The 23518-nt window shown below is 59.7% G+C and carries 14 protein-coding genes; all 14 read left to right on the forward strand.

What is annotated here, in order from left to right:
- The first annotated feature begins 537 nt into the window (after positions 1 to 537).
- Positions 538 to 3240, forward strand: a complete 2703-nt coding sequence (locus K8R57_05780; GenBank protein MCE9587806.1) for a hypothetical protein — start codon at positions 538 to 540, stop codon at positions 3238 to 3240.
- Positions 3241 to 3298: 58 nt separating this feature from the next.
- The gene (locus tag K8R57_05785; protein ID MCE9587807.1) at positions 3299 to 5089 is read left to right on the forward strand and encodes an ABC transporter ATP-binding protein/permease; all 1791 of its coding nucleotides are present in this window, start codon (positions 3299 to 3301) and stop codon (positions 5087 to 5089) included.
- Complete coding sequence (locus K8R57_05790) at positions 5086 to 6300, forward strand: hypothetical protein (GenBank protein ID MCE9587808.1); 1215 nt, start codon at positions 5086 to 5088, stop codon at positions 6298 to 6300. The genes K8R57_05785 and K8R57_05790 overlap by 4 nt, the downstream gene beginning before the upstream one ends.
- Positions 6291 to 7340, forward strand: coding sequence for a hypothetical protein (locus tag K8R57_05795; GenBank protein MCE9587809.1), 1050 nt, complete (start codon positions 6291 to 6293; stop codon positions 7338 to 7340). Before K8R57_05790 ends, K8R57_05795 begins: the two co-directional genes overlap by 10 nt.
- A 790-nt stretch (positions 7341 to 8130) precedes the next feature.
- Positions 8131 to 10041, forward strand: a complete 1911-nt coding sequence (locus K8R57_05800; protein ID MCE9587810.1) for a 9-O-acetylesterase — start codon at positions 8131 to 8133, stop codon at positions 10039 to 10041.
- Positions 10042 to 10659: 618 nt separating this feature from the next.
- A complete protein-coding gene (locus tag K8R57_05805) occupies positions 10660 to 11451 on the forward strand; it encodes an alpha/beta hydrolase (GenBank protein ID MCE9587811.1) in 792 nt (263 codons plus the stop codon).
- Between the two features lie 579 nt (positions 11452 to 12030).
- Positions 12031 to 12366: a hypothetical protein gene (locus K8R57_05810; protein ID MCE9587812.1), complete on the forward strand. Its 336-nt coding sequence runs from the start codon at positions 12031 to 12033 to the stop codon at positions 12364 to 12366.
- Positions 12350 to 13387, forward strand: a complete 1038-nt coding sequence (locus K8R57_05815; protein MCE9587813.1) for a prepilin-type N-terminal cleavage/methylation domain-containing protein — start codon at positions 12350 to 12352, stop codon at positions 13385 to 13387. The genes K8R57_05810 and K8R57_05815 overlap by 17 nt, the downstream gene beginning before the upstream one ends.
- 5 nt (positions 13388 to 13392) lie before the next feature.
- On the forward strand, positions 13393 to 17034 hold the full coding sequence (locus tag K8R57_05820) for a hypothetical protein (protein MCE9587814.1): 3642 nt from the start codon (positions 13393 to 13395) through the stop codon (positions 17032 to 17034).
- On the forward strand, positions 17031 to 17747 hold the full coding sequence (locus tag K8R57_05825) for a hypothetical protein (GenBank protein ID MCE9587815.1): 717 nt from the start codon (positions 17031 to 17033) through the stop codon (positions 17745 to 17747). The genes K8R57_05820 and K8R57_05825 overlap by 4 nt, the downstream gene beginning before the upstream one ends.
- Entirely contained in the window at positions 17728 to 18492 is a 765-nt protein-coding gene (locus K8R57_05830) for a prepilin-type N-terminal cleavage/methylation domain-containing protein (GenBank protein MCE9587816.1), read from the forward strand. The genes K8R57_05825 and K8R57_05830 overlap by 20 nt, the downstream gene beginning before the upstream one ends.
- Positions 18493 to 19343: 851 nt before the next feature.
- Complete coding sequence (locus K8R57_05835; GenBank protein MCE9587817.1) at positions 19344 to 20885, forward strand: sialate O-acetylesterase; 1542 nt, start codon at positions 19344 to 19346, stop codon at positions 20883 to 20885.
- Between the two features lie 12 nt (positions 20886 to 20897).
- Positions 20898 to 23216, forward strand: a complete 2319-nt coding sequence (locus K8R57_05840) for a hypothetical protein (GenBank protein ID MCE9587818.1) — start codon at positions 20898 to 20900, stop codon at positions 23214 to 23216.
- Between the two features lie 63 nt (positions 23217 to 23279).
- The coding region (locus tag K8R57_05845) for a hypothetical protein (protein ID MCE9587819.1) at positions 23280 to 23518 on the forward strand (239 nt) is incomplete at its 3' end.

Below are 23518 nucleotides of genomic sequence, written 5' to 3' on the forward strand. Positions count from 1 at the left end.
CTGCTGTTGGCTGGCATGGAGGAAGTTTCGACATGTCGGAACTTGAGTGTGATTGACAGTGTGCTCATCTCTGCAAGCTAGCTTGCAAGAGTGAGCCCACAGGCAATCCTGCTCTGCGATGCAGAGCCCATGCCCCTCTTTCACTCCCTTTGGCTGCCTCCTTGGATTGCCCTTGGATCCTCCTTCGTGGTGAATAATCTGATCCCGCATTGCTTCAATCGCTCCGGCGATCCGATCCCTTGCGGGCTATGCGTCATCGCATAGGCTACGCCGTGCCTCCCCAGGCACTCGGCGTTGTGGTAAAAATCTCCCCAACTACCAACTCCCAGCTCCCTACTCCCAGCTCCTATCTCCTAAGTCCAATGCTTCCTCTCGGGATCAAGGGCTCGGTGGTAAAAAACCCTCCATTGCCGATTCCTACCCGTCACTTTCTAACTTTTTTTCTTTCCCACTTGCGACTCCCGGTGCTCGGTGTTGATGTGACTGTTCATGATTCCTCTCCGAGTCATCCACTCAAACTAGCGAAGAACAAAAACCATGTCCCAGCAATCGGCGGAAGCGCAGCAGGCTTTTAAAAACTTCGATGGATCAATCCATCTTGTCTTCAGTTCCCACTGGGACCGCGAGTGGTATCAGCCGTTTCAAAAGTTCCGGGGAAAACTCGTCTCGGTGCTCGACACGATCCTCGACGAACTCGAGTCCGGAAAATTGCCGGCCTACCAGATGGACGGTCAGTTCATTCCCGTTGAGGATTACCTCGAAATCCGGCCGGAGAAGGAGGCGTTGCTGCGCCGCCTGATCGCGGAAGGCCGCTTCAAGGTCGGCCCGTGGTATAATCTTCCGGACGAGTTTCTCGTGAGCGGGGAGTCGCTCGTGAGAAACTTCCTGCTTGGCATGAAGCGGTCCGAGGAATTCGGGCAGACGAGCAGGGTGGGGTGGCTGTGCGACATCTTCGGCCACAACAGCCAGATGCCGCAGGTGCTGGCCGGTCTTGGTATCGACAATGCCATTCTTTGGCGCGGCATCGACACCGGGCTCGGTAATCCGTTCCGGTGGCAAAGTCCCGATGGCAGCAGTATTCTCATCCACCGCTTCACCGGCCATGGTTACGTCGATTTCGGCTTCCATGTCCGCAAATCCATGAGTCCGGACGAGCGCCCCAGCGTTGATGAAATGGTGGAAAATGCGGCCACCTACCTGAAACTGGCGCAGGCCGGCGGCGCGGGCCGGACATTGCTCTGGTTCGATGGCGCGGATCATATCGAGTTCGATCCGGCATTGCTTGAGGTCGTTGCCAAAATTAACAGCCTGGCCGGTCGCGAAGTGGTCAAGGTTTCGAGTCTCGATGATTTCATCGCCGCGCTCCGCGACGAGTCGGCGGGTTCACCCTCCTACACGAGGGTGGAGGGCGAGTTGCGTGTGCCCGCGAGCATGGAGACTCAAGGCTGGCTGATTCCCGGCGTGGGAAGCAGCCGCATCCCCCTGAAACAGGCCAACCATGAGGGCGAAACCTTGCTGACGCTTTGGGCGGAACCATGGTGCGCCGCGGCGAAGTTTGCACTCGGCATTGAGTATCCTGCCAGGGCGCTGGAGCTCGCGTGGGAATATCTGCTCAAAAACCACCCCCACGACAGCATTTGCGGCTGCAGTCCCGATGTCACCCACGACGCCATGCCCTACCGCTTCGACCAAAGCCGGCACATCGCGGAGTTCCACCTTGGCCATGCCTTAAGGTCCCTGACTGGCGCCGTCGTGCAGGACCGGTTGGAGGAGGGGGAACTGGCTCTTGGAGTGTTTGCACCGGCGGCTGGGTCGACGCATCACTCTCCCGAGGTCTTCGTGCGCCTGCTTCCCTTGCCGCAGTTCGCCGAATTCTTCGGCTTTGAAATGAAGCCGTCATTCCGCATTTACGACACGGAGGGCCGCGAGGTCGCCTATCAACTCCTGGAGGTCGTGCCCTCGACGCAACATGTGCGCGTCGCCCCGAATCACATGCCTTATGCAGGCGGCCGGCAGGGCGTGCGGATCGCCATCGACACCACGCTGCCCGCGGCCACGGCGCAACATTTCATATTGAAGCCGGCCGAAGGTCCCACGCGAATCCCGATGGAGGGGATGATCGGCGTGGACCGGAAAACCCTTCGCAACGAGTTCCTGGAAGTGACGGCGGCCGACAACGGGACGATCTTCCTGAAAGACCTCAAGTCCGGCGCCGAATACCACGATCTGCTGGCACTCGAAGACACCGCGGACATCGGCGACGGCTGGTTTCACGGGATCGCCTTGCAGGACCGGGCCTATGTTTCCACCGGCGGAAACACCACATTTGGCATTGCCGAGAACGGGCCGCTCCTCGCGCGTCTTTGCATCCGCGTCGAATGGTCGGTGCCGTCGGCATATGATTTCAGCAGCGGCAAGCGCAGTTCGACGCTCGTCCCGCTGGTGGTCGAACATCGGGTGACCCTGAGGAAGGGCTCCGGGCATGTGGAGATCGAGACAACCGTTCACAACACCCCGAGCGACCATCGTCTGCGCCTTTTCTGTCCGACCCGCCTCGCCAAGGCGGAATCGTTCTGGGCCGACACTCCGTTCGATGCGGTCGAGCGTCGCGTCAAGCTCCGGCAGGACCGCCACCTTGCGCGCGAACTCCAGGTGGAAATGACGCCGCAGCAAAACTGGGTTGCGACGACCGACGGTCAACACGGTCTGGCCTTGCTCGCGCCCGGTCAATACGAGAGCGCCGTGCTCGACCAATCCGACCGTCCGCTCTGCCTGACACTTCTTCGCGGGTTCCGGCGGGCTGTCTTCACTGACGGCAACGAGGGCGGGCAGATTCACGGCGTGCACAAGTTCCACATGGCTCTCAAGCCGTTCGACGGCGAGGTGCCCGCCACGGATCTGTTCCACATCGCCCAGAGCCTGGCCGCCGCCCCGCAAGCCGAGTTCCTCGACATCCAGGAATTGGCCGACATGGGCAACAGGAAAGCGATTCGGGCCGGTGATCACCCCTCGGTCTCTGGCCATGTGGTTCTCTCCTCCTCTGCTCTGGAGGACGGCCGCTGGATCTTCCGCGTCTTCAATCCCACCGACAGGCAGGAGACCATCCGGCTCCTCGGGGCCGAATCCTGGGAGATCACCGACCTGCGGGGAGGAAATTCCAAGCCGGTCGGAGGGAAGTCCGCGACGATCGCGCCACGGCAACTCCTCACGCTGCGCGCCAGTGCGCAGGGGATTTCTTGATCAAGGTTTGGAATGGTTCTCAAGGGAGAGGGCTGACCGGGGATCTAGTTGAGAGCCGATGAACACCACGCAACACATTTTGCCGTTTCAAGAGCGGACCTTTCCCTTTTGGAGCACGCTCTGGCGCTATTTCCGCAACTCGCGTGGGCTCATTCTCGGCGCGCTCGGGCTGAACATGGTCTGCGGCATGGCCATTACGGCACAGAATGCCGTCCCCAAGTATCTCACCGACTCGGTGCTTCTGGCCGATCTTCCCCCCGCTTCCAAGATCAAGGGGGCGATTCTGCTGATGGCGTGTTACCTGTTCGTCGCTCTCGTCGGCAGGATGCTCTGCTGGCATTTCAGCATGCGGCTCTTCGCCCGTGCCTGCACCAGGGCGCTCGTCCGCATCCGCACCGATTTCTTCCAGCATGTGAATTTTCTCTGCCTTCGGTTCCACGAGCAGAAACCGTCGGGAGAATTGCTGAGCTACCTCTTCGGCAGTCCGCTGGGGGGAGTTCAACAGTTTCTCTTCCAGTTCGTCCTGGTCGTTCCCTTCGTGATGTTCACCCTGCTTTCGACGCTGGCGCTGGTTTTTTCCTGGAATCCCATCCTGGCCGGCATCCTCCTCGGGGGGCTTTTGCTCAATGCCTGGGTCTCCCCCGGAGCCACGAAGCAAATCCGCGAACTCAACCAATCCTTCCAAAGGCTCGAAAGCTCCGTCTCCGGGCGCGCCTCCGAGCTGCTTCGCGGCCAGAAGGCCGTCAAGATCCTCGGGGCCGAAGAGAGCGTGGTCGAGCGTTTCCGGCAGGATGCGGCCGACATCGGTAGCAAGTCCTACGAAGTCCAGGTGCGGAGCCACCTCCTGGGGTTGAAGTCCGAGGCCATCCAAGCGGTCGTTTTCTCCGCCCTGGCCGTGGCCGGAACCATCCTTTTTGTGCAGGGGCGGGTGCAGTTGGGAGAGATCGTGGCCACCCTGGCCTCCTACGCCAGCATCCAGCCTTTGATTGGCGGCCTCTTCCAATGCGCGCTTGCACAGGGCGTCGCCCATGCCGGCCTCAACCGGATCGAGTCGGTCCTGGCGCACAGGACTTCCACGCCCGAGGCGCCCGCCACGGAAGTCGAAATCCCGGAACGCCCTAGCGTGGAGCTGAGGGATATGGTCTTCGCTTACCAGGGCAGCCCGGTCATTCACGGCATCTCCCTGAAGGTTCCCTACGGTCAGAAGGTCGCTTTTGTCGGCCACTCGGGGTGCGGAAAAAGCACGATCGTCTCGCTGATGCTGCGCCTCTACGACCCGGGAAAGGGGGAGATCCTGCTCGGGGGCATCGACCTGCGCGATGTGTCGCTGCAGACCGTGAGGAGACAGTTCGGAGTCGTCCCGCAGGAGACCTTCCTCTTCCACGCTAGCGTGAGGGAAAACATCCTCCTCGCGAATCCGGACGCCACCGACGGGGAAATCGTGGCGGCGCTGGAGCGGGCGAACGCCTGGGAGTTTGTCCGGGAATTGCCCGACACGATCCATACCGTCCTAGGCGAAGGGGGGGCGACTCTCTCAGGCGGTCAGCGCCAGCGGATTGGCATCGCCCGCGCCCTGGCGCAGCAGCCCGCGATTTTCATCTTCGACGAGGCGACATCGGCCTTGGATACGGCATCGGAGAGCCTGATCACCGAGACTCTCACCCATGCGATGAAGGACAATACCGCGTTTGTCATCGCCCACCGGCTCTCGACCGTCCGTTTCTGCGACCGTGTAGTGGTGTTCGACCACGGAAGAATCGTGCAGGATGGGACCTACTCCGAACTCGCGTCGAACCCCGGTCCCTTCCGCGACCTGCTCGACGCCCAGAACGGGGGACTCATTTCATGAATTGGAAATACAACGAATTCACCGAACGCCCGCTCTCGGACTCCTGCTGGAGCGTGCAAACCGGACCCGACGGCAGGATCTACATCGCCTGTTGCACCGAGCACACGGGCGGCGAGACCGCGACCGTCGTCCGTCTGGACGAAGCCACCGACACGCTTGAGTACCTGTTCGACCTGGACGAGGTCACCGGCGACCTGCGCGACAGCGGCCGGGCCACGCAGTGCAAGATCCACTACAGCTTCGTCCCCGACCGGGAAAAGGGGCTGATCCATGCCGCCACCCACCTGAGCGGACCACCCAAGGGGGAAACCTCCTACAACCCGTGGGCCTCCTGGAACGACCCGGCGCGCGCTTTCCGTGGTGCCTACCTGATCAGTTACGATACCACCGCGAATGTTGTGACGGAATCCCGGCTCATGATTCCGAAGGAGGGCTGCCGCTGCCTGGCCCTCGATGAGCGACGGCGCGTTCTCTATGCCGTCACCTACCCGAGGGATCATTTCGTTTCCTACGACCTCGCCTCGGGACTCCTCACCGACCATGGGCGCATCGGATCGATCAACACCCAGTGCATCTTTCTTGATGCCATCGGGCGGGCTTACCTGTTCGACGACTCGGGGCGCATGCTTCGCTTTGACCCCGAACGCCGGCGCCTCGAGGAGCTTCCGCATTTCTATCCCCACGCCGCCTACCAATCCGCGTGGCACGGCGTTCTCTACGATGCCGTGGCTGATCCGCGAAGCGGTGCCATCTACATGGTTCCTTGGAAAGGCCATCCGCATCTGGCGCGTTTCTGGCCGATGGAGGGGGCGCAGGGAAGGTTGGAGGACCTTGGCCCGGTCACCCAGAATCGCGACCCGCGTGAGGTCATGTCGGTCAACCTTGACCACGTCGGCGGCCTCGTCTGGGGAGCTGACGACAGGCTGTATCTGGTGAAGGCCGAGTGGAGTGGGAAAAGCGCCGGCTGCTGCGGTGGGTCCACATCCTCGATGCTCATGCGCTTTGATCCCGACAAGAATACCTGGGAGCGGCTGGGATCGCTTTTCAGCGACAAGGATGCCAACCACTATGTGTCACGGGGCGCTCTGAGCGCGCGGGGGAACATGGTGTTCGGAAAAATTCTCACCCGGCCCGCCGGTGCCTACCGCGTCACCCTTCCCGACCAACCGCGCGTCGTGCAGCCCGATCAGTATTTGCGCTTATGGGGATAGGGACGCCACCACCCGTCAACGGCGACTTCGTCAACGAGGGAACCTTTCTTGCACTTCCACCGTGCTTTCCCGGCGTCTCCCTGCCGCCGCCGGCCGACGAGACCCGTGCGCACCGTCTTTTTCAGTCGGCTTCCGGTCTGGACCTGTTCGTCGCCACCCGCGGACCGGTGCCCCATCTCCTGCAGTTCCGCCCCAAGGGCACCTTCGGATTTGCGGTGGATCTCGGGACACCGCCGGGCGCCACGGAGATCACCGCTCTGCTCTCCCACACCATGCTCGACGGCGAGATGCTCCTTGTGGCCTGCACTGGAGCTGAAGGCGCCGCCCTTCATCGTTCCTACACGGCTTCCCTCGGGCATGGCATCCAGGAGTGGCATGTGGGACTGCGACCCTTTAAGCAACTCCTAGCCCTTCCCGTCGCCTCCATCGATGGCATGGTCGAATCCGGGACACGGATCTTTGCATGGGGCGGGGGGACAGGGTTCTTTCTCAATTGCAACGGCGCGGAACCCGCTCTGGAAAAAACCGTCCAAGTGGGCGGAATCCAAGCCGTTTTGAAAATCGACGGCGCAGACCAACTTCTCAGCCGCGAATGGGAGATCATGCCGATCCTGTGGGAACGCATGGAGATCGGTCCGGCGGAAAAGCTGCCCATCCCTGCGTCGACGCCGCAAGTGTTGCGCGCCTTCCCCGGAGGCTTTCTCTTCGCCGACGAGGAGGGGAGGGTTTTCGAGTGGAGCGATGGTGTTTTCAGCGAGCGCGGCCGGATTCCGCTGACTCCGGTGCACGCGCTCTGTCGCTTGCGCGATGGACGCATCTTCGCTTCCGCAGGCCCGGAGATCGCGCATTGGTATGCGATCGGGAGGGGAGGGGAGGGGGGATGGGCCCGCGACCTCGGGGTTCCCGTCTCCACCCTCACCACACGCCGCTACGGCCTGCAGTTCTCGGATCTGCTGGTGGGCTCCGACGGCGAAATCCTCGCCGCTGAGGATGACCGCAACGGGCACCTCTGGATTTACTTCCCTCCGCTGAATGAATAAGCCCAAAGGATGAATTATGAAGGATGAGGGATGAAAGGGGAGAATTTCACCACAGAGCCCTTGATCCCGAGGGGAAGCATAGGAGTTAGGAGTTAGGAGTTAGGAGTTAGGAGTTAGGAGTTAGGAGTTAGGAGTTAGGAGTTAGGAGTTAGGAGTTGGGAGTTAGGAGTTGGGAGTTAGGAGTTGGGGAGATTTTTACCACAACGCCGAGTGCCTGGGGAGGCACGGCGTAGCCTATGCGATGACGCATAGCCCGCAAGGGATCGGATCGCTGGAGCGATTGAATGAATGCGGGATCAGATTATTCACCACGAAGGGGGATCCAAGGGCAATCCAAGGAGGCAGCCAAAGGGAGTGAAAGAGGGACATGGGCTCCGTGACTCGGAGCTTTGCTGAGTGGGGGATCTCTCTCGCAAGCTCGCTTGCAGAGGTGATCCCACACTCAGCATCCACCACAGCGCAATGCGCTGGGTACCATGCCTGCATCTCTTCGTGTCCTTCGTGTCCTTCGTGGTTTAAAAAATGCAGCCTTCAGCCTTCAGTCTAAAAGACTAGTTTCCGTCTTCTTCGGTTTGTCGGCTGTCTACTCGGTGGTTTAACAATCTCCCGGAAACAATTCCTTCTTGCATCCCTTCGTGTCCTTTGTGTCCTTCGTGGTTTAAAAAGTTTTTTGACTATTCACCACGAAGAGCACGAGGGGCACGAAGTAGTGAACATGGAAATTGATGTGCACACCCATTGTGGAAAAACCCAAAATCTGGGATAACCCCTTTTTCACAAAATCACATCCATGAAAATTGCATCCATCTTCACCAACGGGATGGTCCTTCAGCAGGGAATCCCGGTTCCCGTCTGGGGCTCCGCATCCCCTGGAAGCACGATCACCGTGCGTTTTGGAGGTCAGCAAGTTTCGGGAACCGCTGACAATGATGGAAACTGGATGGTCCGCTTGGCACCGCTGACCGCAAGCAACAAGCCCGCCGTTCTGGAAGTCTCCGCATCCGATGGCGCCACTCTCTCGATCTCCGACATTCTTGTCGGCGAGGTCTGGGTCTGTTCGGGTCAATCCAATATGGAATGGCCTCTCAAAAGCAGCCTGAACGGAGTGGGGGAGTTCCAGCGGGCTGATTTTCAGGAGATTCGCCTGTTCACGGTTCCCCGGCGTCCCTCGGGTCTCGCCGAGACCAGCGTGACGGGTGCTTCCTGGTGCGCCTGTTCTCCGGCGACAGCGGCCGGTTTCTCGGCGGTCGCCTATTACTTCGGCCGCGAACTTCACAGCCGCCTGAACATACCCGTCGGCCTGATCCACACTTCATGGGGAGGAACGCCGGCCGAAGCCTGGACGCGGTGGGATGCGCTTGAGGAAAATCCTGTCACTCGGGGAATCCTGGAAACCTTCGAGCGCGATCCGGAGGTCTTGGCTTCGCGACAGAAGGCGTGGCGGATTGCTTGGGAAGCGATGGAGGAGAGGACGCGCGACAAGGGAAACACGAAGCATGCGGAGGGATGGGCCGCAATGGAGGAACCGCAGGCCGGATGGAAGGAGATGGAATTGCCGGGAGTCTGGCAAAGCCATGGCTGCAATTTCAGCGGCATCCTTTGGTTTCGCAAAACGATCGAGATTCCCGTGGCTTGGGCCGGCAAGGAGCTGCAGCTTGCCATTGGCGCCACCGACAAGAGCGACACGACTTATTTCAACAACGAGCGGGTCGGTGGCATCACCATGGCGGAGCGAGAAGATTCGTGGTCGCACCTGCGCACCTACACGGTGCCCGGGGAACTTGTCCGCGCCGGTCGGAATGTCATCGCCGTGCGCGTCCACAGCGACAAATTTGCGGGTGGCATGACCGGCCCTGCGGAATTCATGCAGCTCACCTGTCCCGATCGCCCGGGGGATGCCGCCATTTCATTGGCAGGAACCTGGCGGTATGCGGTCGAGACTGATTACGGTTTTGTGCAAGTGCCCGAGGAACCGCTCGGTCCGGAACACTGCAATGCCCCGGGCGCCCTCTTCAACGGCATGATTTCCCCGCTCCTGCCCTTCGCCATTCGCGGAGCCATCTGGTATCAGGGCGAGTCGAATGTCCCGCGCGCCGCGCAATACCGCACCCTCTTCCAAGTCCTCATCCGCAACTGGCGCGAGGCGTGGGGTCAAGGGGACTTCCCCTTCTACTTCGTCCAACTCGCCAACTTCATGGCCAGGCAGGAGCAACCGGGTGAGAGTAAGTGGGCGGAACTTCGCGAGGCGCAGACGATGGCGCTCGCGCTGCCGAATACGGGAATGGCCGTCACCATCGACATCGGCGAGGCCGGCGACATCCATCCCCGCAATAAAAAGGATGTGGGCCTCAGGCTGGCCCTCAACGCGCTTCACGGCACTTACGGTCACACCGACGTCATCCCGTGCGGTCCGCTCTTCCGCTCCGCGAAACGCGAAGGCTCCTCGCTGCGGATTTCCTTTGATCATGCCGACGGCGGATTGGTCTGCCGGGGCGATGTCCTGCGCGGCTTCGCCGTTGCGGGAGAGGATGGACGCTTTGTCTGGGCGGATGCCAAAATCGACGGCGAGGAGATCTTGGTTTCCAGTTCCGAGGTCGCCGAACCCAGATCTGCCCGCTATGGATGGGACGACAACCCCGAGGTCAATCTCCACAACAAGGCGGGCCTCCCCGCCTCGCCCTTCCGCACCGATTTCCCGTAGGGAACCGCCTCAAGGAGTAAGGAGGAAGGCGGAATGCTGCATTTTTTAAACCACGAAGGACACAAAGGACACGAAGGGATGAAAGAAGGAATCGTTTACGGGGGATTTTTAAACCACCGAGGTAACAGCCGAGAGACTGAAGAGGACTGCAACTGAAGAGAGGGCAGAAATCTGATGTTGGCTGGCATGGAGGAAGTTCCGACATATCGGAACTTCAGTGTGATTGACAGTGTGCTCATCTCTGCAAGCTAGCTTGCAAGGGTGAGCCCACAGACAATCCTGCTCTGCGATGCAGAGCCCATGCCCCTCTTTCCCCTCCCTTTGGCTGCCTCCTTGGATTGCCCTTGGATCCCCCTTCGTGGTGAATAATCTGATCCCGCATTGCTTCAATCGCTCCGGCGATCCGATCCCTTGCGGGCTGTGCGTCATCGCATAGGCTACGTCGTGCCTCCCCAGACACTCGGCGTTGTGGTGAAAATCTCTCCATTCCCGATCCCTACCTTTTACTTTCCCACTTGCGACTCCCGGTGCTCGGTGTTGAGGTAACTCTTCAGGATTCCTCCCCGAGTCACCCTCTCAAACTAGCGAAGAACCGGTTTAATCAGCGATTTCCCACTCATGAGAATCATTCGTGACATTCCCTATCTCGCAGGCGGCAGCCCGAGGCAGACGCTCGATCTTTACCTGCCGGATCATGCTCAGGTTCCGATGCCGGCGGTCGTGTGGATCCACGGCGGAGGTTGGGAATGCGGCGACAAAAATCCCTGCCCGGTGAGCGACTTTGCGGAGAGAGGTTATGTCATCGCCAGCATCGGCTATCGGCTGAGCGACGAGGCGGCTTTTCCCTCCCAGCTGCAGGATTGCAAATCCGCCGTGCGCTGGCTGCGCGCCCATGCCGCGGAACACGGGATCGACCCCGCCCGGATCGGCGCCTGGGGGGCATCCGCCGGGGGACACCTTGCGGCACTCCTCGGCACCACCGGCCTCACGCGGGACTTCGATGCCGGTGATCATCTTGATCAGTCAAGCGAGGTCGGATGCGTGGTCGATTGGTTCGGGCCGGTCGATTTCCTGGAATGGGGAGTACCGTTTTCCCCCTCGATGGATTCCCCGGAATCGGCGGTTTACCGGCTTCTCGGCGGACCGTTTTCACAAAATCTGGAAAAGGCCCGCACCGCCGGCCCCCTTCATCATGTGCATGGCCGAAGCGCACCGTTTCTCACCGTTCACGGGGATCAGGACGACATCGTGCCGTTGGTTCAGAGCCGGAGACTGCACAAGGCGCTCCGCGATGCAGGAGTCGAAAGCACCCTGCAGGTCATTCCGGGCGCGGGACACAGCACCGAACTACTTAGCCTGCCGGAGAGACTCGACGAGATCGCGGAATTCCTGGCCCGCCACCTGCGATGATCTGACCAAGTTGCCGTGAAGGATCAAGGGGCCAAGTCGAGAGTCGAAAGGCGAAAGGCGAAAGGCGAAAGGCGAAAGGCGAAAGGCGAAAGGCGAAAGGCGAAAGGCGAAAGGCGAAAGGCGAAAGGCGAAAGGCGAAAGGCGAAAGGCGAAAGGCGAAAGGCGAGCGTCACCTCCAGGTGACTTGGCTCTCGACCCTCGACCTTCGACCTTCAGCCTAGGGTATAAGTTGTTGAGTAACCCGGATGCTCATGGTACTGATATCATACACGCGATGCACCCTCCCTCGCTGCAGATTGATCAACCCGGTTCCAGCCTCATGGAGGTTGGGATTTCCATGGGGATTTTTTCATTGGATGAGGTGTCCTTGGCGTTTCGCCCGGATGTAACGACTGGAGATCTTGGAATTTATTCCCTGTGAATGCCCCCGCACACGACTTGTCCCGGCAAGGGTTCAGCTTGGTTGAAATTGCCATCGTCCTCGGAATTATTGCGTTTGCAGTGGTGCCGATCATCGGCACGATGGGGATTGCCCAGACAAGCGCGCGTTTATCGCAGCGCGACTTCGAGATCTGCCAAGTGACACGCTCCGCGGAGGCGCTGATGCGCGCCCGGTCGGCGTATGGTTCGTCGAATTTCTCCGCGCTCGTCACCGTTCTTACCAACAGCACGGGTGCGGTCTTCTTCTTTGACAAGGGGGGGAGATTGCTCACGAATGTCAGCTATCCCAATCCTTCAGGCACCAATACAAACGCGCATTACCGCGTGGTGCCTCGCTTGAACACAAACGCTGTGCCTGCCACGGTTCCGTCGAATCGGACAACCGTCCGGTTGGTCGTGTCGTATCCCGGACCGGGCTATCAAGAATCGGTCACCAACCCCATGTCCCTGTTTCCCTATGGAACAAGTTGGTAAACTTGCCAAGCGGGGGTTCACCCTCGTCGAGGTTTTGGTCGCTTGCGCGATCCTGAGCTTGCTCGTGGTCCTGCTTGCTTCGGTCTTTTCCGCCGCGCAGACCCAGTTCACGATGGTGGACTCCGGTTCGAGGCAACGGCTGGACGCCGCCGCCATGCTCGAAGTGATCGCCGGGGATCTGCGCGCGGCGGTGCAGTCCCCCGTGCAGAACTTCGAAACTGGAAACCCCGCCACGCCCACCAACGATGCGCGCCAACTGCAAATGCTGGTGAATCCCACGAATTTGCCAACGGAACTCCGTAATGCCGGCAGTATTTTTTGGACGACTTCCCGTGGCACGACCCTCGGGGGCACCTCTTTAGTCGGGTATTTCCTGCGATGGGAAACCGCCGCCGGGAGCGCTCGCCCCGTTCTCTGCCGGTATTTTGTCTCCGGTGGCGGGGTCGAGAACCGTTTGCAAATCCTCCGGGGCCAAGCCACCAACAACACCGTCTGGGTGAACGACTCGAATGTGACGGCTGTGGCACCCGCCAATGCGAATAACGGTTACCAAGGCTGGGTGGCCGATGGGGTTCTGGCAATTTATATCCGGGTCTTGGATCCGGAAGGGCGACCGATCTCAAACTATGCCCGCGCACCGATAAATGTTACATACATTCCAGTAAATGCCACATCGGATAATACCTATTACCGGACTGAGTTTAGTCCTGCAAGCGCTGACACTAATGGTGCTGCCATCACTTCGAACTTCTACGACTCGCTGCAGGGGTTCAGTTACAGGCGATCAGCCGGTTCGGTCTGGCTAAATGTTTCCGGACCTGCCATGCCTCCGCTCGTCGAGATTATCCTGGTCACGGCACCCATGCGGATGATCAAGCGACTTACTACCCCTCCGACCCGGGTCGATTCAGGCAACCCCGGCAGCGTCTGGAACGATGTGGATGCGTTTGTGGCGGGGCTTCCCGCTTCTTTGAAAAACCAGGCGCGGGTGGTCAGCACCACCGTGGCCCTCACGCGATAGCCGCCATGAATTCGATCGCCAGAATAAAATCCTGCAAAGCCGGAAAAAATTTTTACCAGCGTGTTCCGAGGCTCCTTGTAAGCGATTGCCGGATCCGGGTTAAAGCCACAGGCGCTTCAGTGCAGTCGGGGAGTTCCCTCCTGGTTGTCCTTTCCATTCTCAGCGTGCTGGTCGTGGTGGTGGTCAGCGCGCTGGCCATAGCCCTCTCGGACCGTGGACAGAGCGCCGGCAACCTGGCCAGAGAGCGCGCGGATTCCCTGTCGCTGATGGCCTTGGACGACGTCGCAGCCAAACTGGCTGGCATCCCTCTCGACAAGCACTGGGCGGCGGCTCCCGGGCGCATCCGGCAGTGGGATGGCGCCGCCTGGCAGCAGGTGGACCTCCATTCGGGCGCTCCCACCCCGGGAGGAGACACGACTCTGCAGGTCAACCTCAATGCCCCTCTCGCCGATGGCAGGAATCCCATCCTCCCCAAGAATTCCGAATACTCTACCGCTCCCGACATGAGCGTGCGCTGGATTTACGTCCTCGCCGATGGCACGCGGATCACTGATCCGACGGCCACCCGGACTTCACCCGTGGTGGGTCGCTACGCCTACTGGGCTGATCTTGAGAACGCTCGGGTGAATCTGAACACAGCCGGCCTTGGAATGACTACTTTCAATATGCCGGACTTGCAGAATTGGTATTCTACACTGGCAGCGCAAGCCGCCGCCACTAATGGCGCATTCACAAACAATGGCGCCTCGTTTCTTACTCAGTATAAGACCAATGTCTGGTCTAAGAATCCCTGGATGACCGATCGGGTGACATTTGACGCCAATGGGGTCCCGGTCTTCTCCGCTGTCACGGCAGACACGCTTCGCCAAAACACGATGCAAAACCTGACCGCTCACCCCAGCTCGGTCAATCTCGCCTTCCTTGATGGAGTGACCGAGACACAGAGCCTCAACACCTTCCGCTACGCCGGCTCCTACTTCCTCCGGGCAGACGCCGAGAACTCGCTTTTGAGTACTGCAAAGTCCACACCGACTACAACTGCTCCCACCTACTGGGACACGGCCCTTGCGAATGGGGTTGACCTCTCCGTGAGGTTTTTTCAGACGCCGGGCGACTGGAGCCGTATCGTCGGAACGGACACCTACAAAAAGAACAAGGGCTACCTCACCACACGCGGCCGAACGCCGGAAATCAACCCCCTGGGCCTCCCCAAAATGGCGCTCAGCTTCCGGCCGGCCTCGGCCAATGACCTTAGCGACCTTACCGAAGCGCAAATGCGGAACGATTCGCGGACATTGTTTGTAACAAGTTCCGGGGACACTGACGTCTTCCGGTATCTTCAAGATTCGCGCATGGTGCAGGTCCCTGCCTGGGCGGGTGATTTGACATCTGGATCGCGGCGGATCCTCCGCGATCTCACAGCCCTGACTTTTAATAATTCACATAAGCAGCGCATCCAAGATGGCTTGCAGGGCATAGCCGACACGCTCGCCATTCAGTCCCCCGGCGTATCCTCCTCCATTGCCTCCAAGTATCAAGCCGCCGGCGAGGCCCCTGATCAAATCACGACAGAAATAGCAGGATTGGTCATGGGATCCCTCGACCCCCAGCTCCCCGGGGGAATCCGCACCCTCACCTTTAACAAGCAGACGCAAGACGCCGTCATCGACCCGCTTAATCCTCCCCCTGCTACGGCGCGTTTTATTGACGAAAATAAAAAACACTACAGCGGCCGCAGGCTTCCCATGGTGACCGATACTTCCAAGCGACGGGCACCCACAGCTGGAAATTCCTTTGTCAGTGAAATTGCGGCGGTAGCGAGCACACTCTCATTCGATAGCCTTTCAGGAAACGCTCAAGTGACAGCCTTGAATGCTTTGGCGAATACCTCGGCGACCAATACCTCGTTAGGTGTCAATCTGAATGCGCAGGTCAACGGACTGCCCAAGCCCACTGCAGTCATGACCCAAGTGGCAAATGGCGCTAATGTGGCTTGGCTTTTCCTGCTTGGCGACCCCACTTGGACGACTCCTCCGGGGCCCGGGGCTGTAACGGCCACTCCTGTGGGCAGGAGCAGTGACCGCTTTATCCAGATTGTTATTCGTGCCGAGGAATTCGTGCCGCCGCGCTGGTCTCTCTCTCCTTCGTTCGAATTATACAATCTCACCAGCCAAAGAACCTTCTATGTCCCGGATGTCATCTATGAGTCCGGAGCGACTTCGGTCCGGGCAAACTTTCGTTCTCAACTGATAACCAGAGCTGGCGGGGCGGCTAATTCATCACTCGCCGAAGGCATCACTGCGGGATACAGTCTTCCCTCGACGACAGGATATCAGCAAATGTCCGGTGTTACGCCGGGCACAATTGGCATTTACATCGGCCCCTTTGCTTCGGGATCGACAGTCAGTTTCAAGCTCAAGCTTCGTATGATTTTCGAAGTCGCATGTTCTCATGTGAATAATCTCCCGATTTCAAGCCCTTTTGCCTGGGCGGCAATTCCCGGAATTTTTGACGAGCCTGCGGATCCGAATCTAGCCACTGCCGGTGTCTCGGATATGCTCGAGTTCCGTTTCGACAATTTCGATGTGAATGGGATTATTCCAGATATTGAGTCCCTTCAGGCAAATGATCCTCGCGTGACACGCAAGGGAGCGAACTGGGTTCAGACAAGCAGCGACACCTTGGGAGCTCAGAATTCCAATTACACCGGCGGTACGGATGGCAATGATTCCGACCTGTCGCGGCCGCCCGGCCTGCTTCAGTTCGTACGCGGCCGCCTCAGGGGCCGCTTGGGCCCCGGCACTGGTAGCCAGGACTTACATTCGCAGAATGTGGAGAGCCAGTCCGCATCCTGCATCCTTGGCTTGCCCGGTGTGGGCTATCTCTCCAGCGTCCCGACGGGTGTTGATTCGGGCAAGCCCTGGGCAACCTTCAAGTTTTTCGACGCGGGTGAGGCGGTTCCCGATTGGTTGTTGTGGAATTACTTCTATGTCCCGTTTGATCGGAGCATCGCGAACCAGACCGACGGGAAGATGAACATCAACGCCACCCTCTGGCCATGGGGAATCACCCGCAAGAAGCCGCTGGAAGCGCTCCTGGGAAACCGGGTGGCTGACTCTGATACGCGGAAAACGCTTGCTACTGCTATCGCAACGACGGCCGCATCCGGCGGTAAAGCGATCGGCCCGGATGACCTTTTTGTGTATCAAGGCCAAATCATGACGGTACCCGGCATGTCGGCTGGAGCGAATGAATACGAGAAGGAATCCCTGGCACGATCCCTGGCGGACATAGTCACGACACAATGCGATGACTATCGCGTGTTCGTGACCGCGGAATCAATGAAGGAAGGCCCAACTGGGAAACTGACCACCATGGCCACCAAAAGGATCGAGGCAACATTAAGCCGAAGTGTCGATGAGGGAGGGACTGGTATGTATCCTGGGCAGATAATGCAAGGTCCGAAACGCTTTGATGTCATCACCCGCTCCGGTTACCAGACCTCCGGTAGTAGTGCCACCAGAATCAATGCCTACACTAACACCTCTGGCCAATCCTTTACCGGACTCGATGGCCGGCCAGGCACCAGTGACGACTGGATCATCCCGCAAAAAATTGAGATTTCCGATTTACGCTACCTCGAATGAAAACCCTCCTCCGCTCATCGCTCCTCTCTTTATTTCTGCTTCGATGCGCCGCCGCTCTGGCCCAACAGACCGCTGCCAGCCCCACTCCCGAGTTACTGCCCGAGGAGAATCGCAAAGGCCCCCCCATGCTCACGGTGGATCCCTCCTCGCTCTTGGCTGCATTTCCCCCTGTCTCAAGGGACTGGCAGCTTAAGAGATCCGATGGTCGGATGGATGTCTCTGTTCAGAGCTTGCCGACCACGGTGGCGACCCGTGCCTACCGGGTTCCTGTTACCAAAGAGATGCCGGAATTCACTCTCACGATCAAGGTGGTCGATCTCGGTTCCCAGACATCGACTCTTCATGATTTCCAGAACCAGTTGTTAAGAGCGGATCAAGCCTCTGATAGCAAGACCATCCCGTTCAAGCCTCCGGGCGGATCGAAGGGGCTCATCAAGGATCGGGGGAATGACATGTGGCGGTTCGACGCCCCGGGTGCCCGGCGCTTTGTTTTCCAAATCGATGCCGGCCCGATGACGCAGGAGCAGTTCAAAGCACTCTTGGGCGCATTGGATTTATCAGGGCTTCTCACTCTCGAAAAAACCGCAAGAGAAGTGCTGGCCAAAGGCACGAAATTTGCCGTGCAGCGGGTGGATGAGATGAATCCAGCCAACACGCGAAACAGCACGGTAAACCTCATCGAAGTGAAACCAAATGAAAAGAAAGGAGAATAAGCTCCCTCTGGTTCTGCCAGCCAAGGGAATCCTCGACGGCAAGTTCCTCTCCTCTCCCCGCACCCGATGCATCCGGACCATCCGCCGGAGGAACGGAAGAAGGGACGCGTTCAGTCTCCTTGAGTTATTGCTCGCCATCGCCATAATGGTTCTCTTGGTTTCGCTGACAACTATTGGAGTCTCCTCCGTCATGCAAGGGCCATCGCTCACTGCAGGGGCGCGGACGGTCTCAGACTCCTTGCAAATTGCCCGTGGGAGCGCCCAGTCCGGAGGTGATGCCACGGTTGTAGTTTTCAGGACCAGTGGCGAGGCGGCATGGAGAAGACTCGCCGTCTTTGAGGCGAGAACCGGCACTGGGGGAGTGTGGGAGTGGAGCCAAACCATGCCATGGAAGACGCTGAAAGAGACTGCTTTTGTTGATCCGAATTACGACGCGACGACCGAGTCGTGGACCACCACACCCGATGGATTGGCCGCCGCTCAATCCAACTTGGCTGTGACACTGCCAGTGGCGCCTCTGCGCGATGGGAGTAACAACTTGGTGATCGGGACTGATTTTCGAGCTGTTGCATTCGGCCCCGGCGGCGGTCTTCTCAGCATGACAGGCAAGGCTGTGTCGATCCGGATTGCTTCGGGTCACATCATCGGTAACAACATTGTGATTGATGGCGGTTCCACCCCTAAAAACTCCGTGCTGCTGGTGATCGAACCTGTCACCGGTCGGGTCAAGGAAATCCGCGACTGATCGGCCAAAAAGAGGCGATTAGGCTTTTAGACTGAAGGCTGATGGCTGATGGCGGATCCCCGCGAAGCGGGAGGGGATAGGGAGCTGGGAGCTGGGAGCTGGGAGCTGGGAGCTGGGAGCTGGGAGCTGGGAGCTGGGAGCTGGGAGCTGGGAGCTGGTAGTTGGTAGTTGGTAGTTGGTAGTTGGTAGTTGGTAGTTGGGGAGATTTTTCCTTTGGTATTCAATCCCGACCCGCCTGCCAAGTTCCCTCCATTCCTGATTTCCTGATAAAATTCTTTGTCACCACTTTCTATTGCAACTTTTGGGATGATTCACCACGAAGGGGGATCCAAGGGCAATCCAAGGAGTCAGCCAAAGGGCGGAAAAGAGGGGCATGGGCTCTGCATCGCAGAGCAGGATTGCCTGTGGGCTCACTCTTGCAAGCTAGCTTGCAGAGATGAGCACACTGTCAATCACACTCAAGTTCCGACATGTCGAAACTTCCTCCATGCCAGCCAACAGCAGCCTTCGTGGTTAAAAATGCAGTCTTCCGCCTTTCTCCCAAAAGACCAACAACCAGCAATCTGAAGTCGAGCGTCGAGCGTCGAGCGTCGAGAGCCAAGTCACCTGGAGGTGACGCGGCAGACTGCCGAAGGCAGCCCCAGCGGGGCGGCACCGCTTGCCGGGCGGCAAGTGCCGTCAATCGAAGGTCGAGGGCTCAATCAACAATCAACAATCCGCCTCCCTACCAACAGCCCTCCACCCACATGGCGGTTGAAAACCATGACAGGTTTGTTTAGAAACATCTTTTCCGTTTCGATCTGTCCCTCCTCCCAACCCCTAAAACCCCACTTCAACCCCACTCCTTGGATATGCGTCCTTTTTATTCCCGTCTCGCTTTGACCGCCGCCGCGCTGCTTCTCGGGGCGTTCCCCTGTTCCACCTTCGCCTTGAGCGTTCCCTCCTTCTTTTCAGAAAACATGGTGATCCAGCGCGATGTTCCCGTGCCGGTTTGGGGCAAGGCGGCGGATGGTGAGACGATCACGGTGATCTTCGGTGACCAGAAGGTCACGACCGTGGCCTCGGGTGGTAAATGGAAGGTCACCCTGGCACCGACGCCGGCCGGCGGTCCGTACACGCTCGCGATCTCGGGAGCGAACCCTAAAGAGACCATCCTTCTCACGCAGGTCCTGGTGGGGGATGTCTGGATCGTGGCCGGGCAGTCCAACTCCCTGATTCCGCTTCACAACTGCGACGGGGCGGAGGAGGCGATCGCCACGCGCGGCAACTACCCGAACATCCGCGTGCTCTCTATGGGAAGCCGTGACTTGCCGAAGGTCGCCGAGCCGCGTGACGAGGCGTATTCGTTCTGGGGCGCCTGCAAGTGGGAAAACGCCTCCTATCTCGCGCCGCGTTGGAGTTCCGGTGACAAGCCGCTCTCCCAGACGGTTCCAGGGTGCGTGAGCGGCCTGAGCTATTTTTTTGCGCGTGAGCTGACGGACTATTTGAAGGGAAGCGTCCCGATCGGAATCCTCCAGCTGGGTGCGATCCTGCCGGTCCAGGCGTGGGTGGATGACGAGACTGTTGCCGCGAATCCGGAATTGGCCCCTCTCCGGGGCAAACCGTATCCGAACGCCACCTCCGCCGCTTACAATGACATGGTGGCCCCGCTGGTCCCCTTCCCGGTGCGCGGGGTGGTGTTTTACCAGGGCGAGATGAACGCTGGAAAAGGCAAGGGCCCTTTCTACGCGGCGGGTCTGACCGCGATGATCGAGAGCTGGCGCAAGGTTTGGAACAATCCCGACATGCCGTTCCTGATCGTGCAGCTCTCCGGCTTCATCAAGCATCAGGGAGATAAAGACACCCGGCTCGACATGGACGCGGCCACCCTGGCGACTTTCAAGGGGGAGAACGAGGACCACGGCTACTGCCATATCCGCCAAGCCCAGTTCAATGTCTCTCGTTCGGTCAAGGGAGTGGCCGAGGTGGTGACATTCGACGTGGGCGACCCTTACGACATCCATCCCCGGAAGAAACTTCCCGTGGCGCAGCGTCTGGCCCTGCAGGCGCGCAGGCTGGTGTATGGTGAGAAGGATCTGATTTCCGAGAGTCCCTATCCTGAAAAGGTGGAATTCGCCAACGACGAGTGCCGGATCGACTTCGCGGCCACCGGTGGCGGCCTCGTGGCAAGCGGAGAGGAGCTCAAGGGCTTTGAACTTTCCGCGGACGGCGTGGCTTTCCAACCGGCCAAAGCCTCGATCAAGGGGAACTCGGTGGTTATCTCGAGTCCCGAGGTCAAGAATCCAACGGCGGTCCGCTACGCCTGGGCAGGTTGGCCCGAGGCCAATCTCTTCAACAAGGAAGGCCTGCCGGCCACTCCCTTCCGCTTTCCCGATCAGGCGGCGAAGCCGTAACGGATCCCTCTCATGTTGAAAAACGAAACAAATACTGAAATGTACGGGGGAGCCGCTGCGTGCGGCCGCTTCTCGGGGAATGGCGAGGAGTTTTGGCTGGAGCATCCCGACAAGCAGCCCAGGGCGTGGAACAACTATCTCTGGAATGATTCCTTCCTTGCCCAGACGCTGGCCGACGGAACGGGCGCCAGTTTCCTGCGGCATCCCAAGGGGGAGCGCACGACCTTGAACGGGGGGCGTAGGCGGGTTTTTGTCCAGGACAAGACCACGGGTGCCTTCACCAGCTTCCCGACCGGAGCGGAGGGCGAGCGCGTGGTCTTCGGCCAAGGATACATAACCTACGAGGCGGAGTGGCAGGGACTGAAACTGTCGCTGCAAATACGCGTTCCGGAGGGCGTGCGAGGCGAGTTGTGGCTCGTTCGCGTCGAGAACAAAGGCGCGTCGGAGGCTCATTTGAATGTCTACAGCTTCATGGATGTGAGTCTTTCGGGATATCACACGCCGTTCCATATCACCTGCCTGCGCAGTGATTTCGACTCCGCCAAGCGGGTTCTCCTTTACACCAACACCGACGCGCACTGCACGCTCCCGTATTTCAACGGGTTCGTGGCCTGCGACTCCGAGGTGGCGGGCTACGATGCCGCGTATGCCGCATTCATCGGGTGCAAGCCCGGGATCGAAAAACCGGACGCCCTTCTCAAGGGGGCATGCACGAACACCCCTTACCTCGGCTACGGTCCGGCGGGAGTGATCCAGACCCCCTGCGATCTTGCGGCGGGAGGCGAGTCCACCGTCCGGTTCCTCTACGGCGTGCACGACTCCGTGGAGGAGGTGGATGCCGCGATCGACGCCGCGTTTGCCGGCCCGGCCGTTTTTCAATCAAACCCGGGCGCCCGCGAGCGGGAGCAGAACGCCCGCTTCACGTGCACCACGCCGGATGGCGAAGCGGACCGGCTTTTCAATACCTGGACGAAGCACAACCTGCGGTTCTGCCTGGACTGGACCCGCATCTACAGCACCGGGTTCCGGGATACGCTGCAGGATGCCATGGGCGCCTCCTCCCTGGATCCCGCCGCAACGCGGGAAAAGATTCTTAAGGCCATGGCCCATGTGTACCGCAGCGGCCGCTGTGTGCGGGCCTGGAATGCGGTGAATACCCTAGCGGACGAACTCTATGCCGACGGCCCGATATGGATTCCCCTGGCCATCAATGCCTACATCAGGGAAACCGGTGACATCGCCCTGCTTGACGAGGTGTGCCCATATCTGGATGAAGGCTCCGGCACCGTGCTCGAGCACATGCTTGCCGCCGTGCGCTTCCTCCATGAGGACCGCGGCGCCCACGGACTCTGCCGCATCCACGACGGCGACTGGTGCGACACCGCCCACATGCTCGGGAAAAAAGGCCACGGCGTCGGCGTGTGGCTCACGATCGCCCTCTACCATGCCCTCGGAGAGATCATGGAGCTGGCCCGCTTTGTCAAAAACCCGACGCTGGTTGACGAGATGCGTGAGAAGAGGGAATACCTCCGCGCCGCCGTGAATGACGCCGGCTGGGACGGTTCCTGGTATCGCATTGCCTTCAACGACGAGGGACGCGCGATCGGCACCGCCGCCGAGCGGACGGGAAAAATCTTTCTCAATCCGCAATCCTGGGCGGTCATCTCCGGAATCGCTGATTCCGGGCGCGCGCAGCAGTGCCTTCAGGCGATCGACAGCGAACTCGACTCGCCCGTGGGGCCGCTCCTGTTGAGCCCCGCCTTCGACACCATGGATCGCACCATAGGCACCATCACGGGATTCTCACCGGGCACGATCGAGAACGGATCCTGTTACTGCCACGCCGCCGCCTTTAAGATCGTCGCCGACTGCGTGAGCGGCCGCGGCGGGAAAGCCTACGCCACGCTCCGGGCCATCATGCCCGGCGGCGATGCCGACCAATCGAACCCGGGAGCGGACTGCCCGCCGTTCGCCTTCACCAATTCCCGCGCCGCGATGTTCCATCCCTACATCGCCGGAAAATCGCTCGGCCTCTGGGTGACTGGCACCGTGGCCTGGACATGGGTCGCCTACTCGGAGTGGATCCTCGGGGTTCGCAAGACGTTCGAGGGGTTGATCATCGATCCCTGCATTCCCGCGCACTGGGACGGATTTTCCGTTCAGCGCATCTTCCGTGGCTGCACCTACGACATCGAGGTCTCCAACCCCGACCATGTCGAGCACGGCGTCTCGGGCATTCTTGTGGATGGAAAGAAGTGGACCGGTTCCACACTGCCCATCGAGCCCGGCAAGACCCTCAAGGTCCATGTGACCATGGGAGCGAAGAGCTAAGAGGGGGAAGGGGGAAGTTGAAAAGTTGAAAAGTTGAAAAGTTGAAAGGGGGTGGGGAAGGGGGTGGGGAAGGGGGCTGTTGGTTTCGCCCTCGACGCTCGATTGACGGCACTTGCCGCCCGGCAAGCGGTGCCGCCCCGCTGGGGCTGCCTTCGGCAGTCTGCCGCGTCACCTCCAGGTGACTTGGCTCTCGACCTTCGACCTTCGACCTTCGACCTTCGACCTTCGACCTTCGACCTTCGACCTTCGACCTTCGACCTTCGACCTTCGACCTTCGACCTTCGACCTTCGACCTTCGACCT

Source organism: Verrucomicrobiota bacterium, assembly GCA_021413925.1.
In the GTDB taxonomy this organism is placed as follows: Bacteria; Verrucomicrobiota; Verrucomicrobiia; order Chthoniobacterales; family UBA6821; genus UBA6821.